Origin of the sequence: Limnobacter olei (assembly GCF_029087225.1) — a bacterium.
Taxonomy (GTDB): Bacteria; Pseudomonadota; Gammaproteobacteria; order Burkholderiales; family Burkholderiaceae_B; genus Limnobacter; species Limnobacter olei.
The window spans coordinates 1-562 of record NZ_JARFJD010000062.1 but is presented as its reverse complement, the minus strand read 5'-3'; the positions used below and the strand labels follow the sequence as shown (position 1 = coordinate 562).

The window sequence follows — 562 nt, the reverse complement described above, 5'->3', positions numbered from 1 at the left end:
TTGGCCTGAACACCCAATTCACGCATACGCTGCAGGTTGTCACCGATTTTGCCCAGTGCACCGTCAGCCACTTGCAACAGTGAAACGCCGTCGTTGGCGTTGCGGGCGGCCACGTCAAAACCGCGAATTTGGGCGGTCATGCGTTCTGCAATGGCCAGGCCTGCGGCGTCGTCTTTGGCGCTGTTAACACGCAAGCCAGAAGACAGGCGAGCGATTGAAGTTTCAAGGGAGCTGGCAGATCGGCTCAGATTATTCTGTGCGCCCAGCGAAGGTGAGTTTGTATTAATGCCTAACATTTAGGACCTCCTAGCGGTTTAAATTGACAGCACCTTTGTGAAGGGTTATGTCGCTTTGGGTTGAGTAACCCTTGTTCAGTTTCTTTTACTGACAATTCGTTTAACGGAGGTTTCGGATCAAACTTAAGCGAATTGGTTAAATAATTTATATTGTTTTTAATGGAGATGAAAATGAAAAAAGATTATCCATCCCAAAGGAAGGATAATCTTCTAATTACAGAGCTGAGCTGTTTTTTTATTTCATCACTGCAACAGGCTCAGTACGT

1 protein-coding gene is annotated in these 562 nt (G+C 46.4%); it reads right to left on the bottom strand.

The features are described 5' to 3' along the window. Positions 1-296: flagellin N-terminal helical domain-containing protein (locus PY990_RS16305; RefSeq protein ID WP_461786816.1), on the bottom strand; the 296-nt coding region annotated here is incomplete at its 3' end. Positions 297-562: the final 266 nt, after the last annotated feature.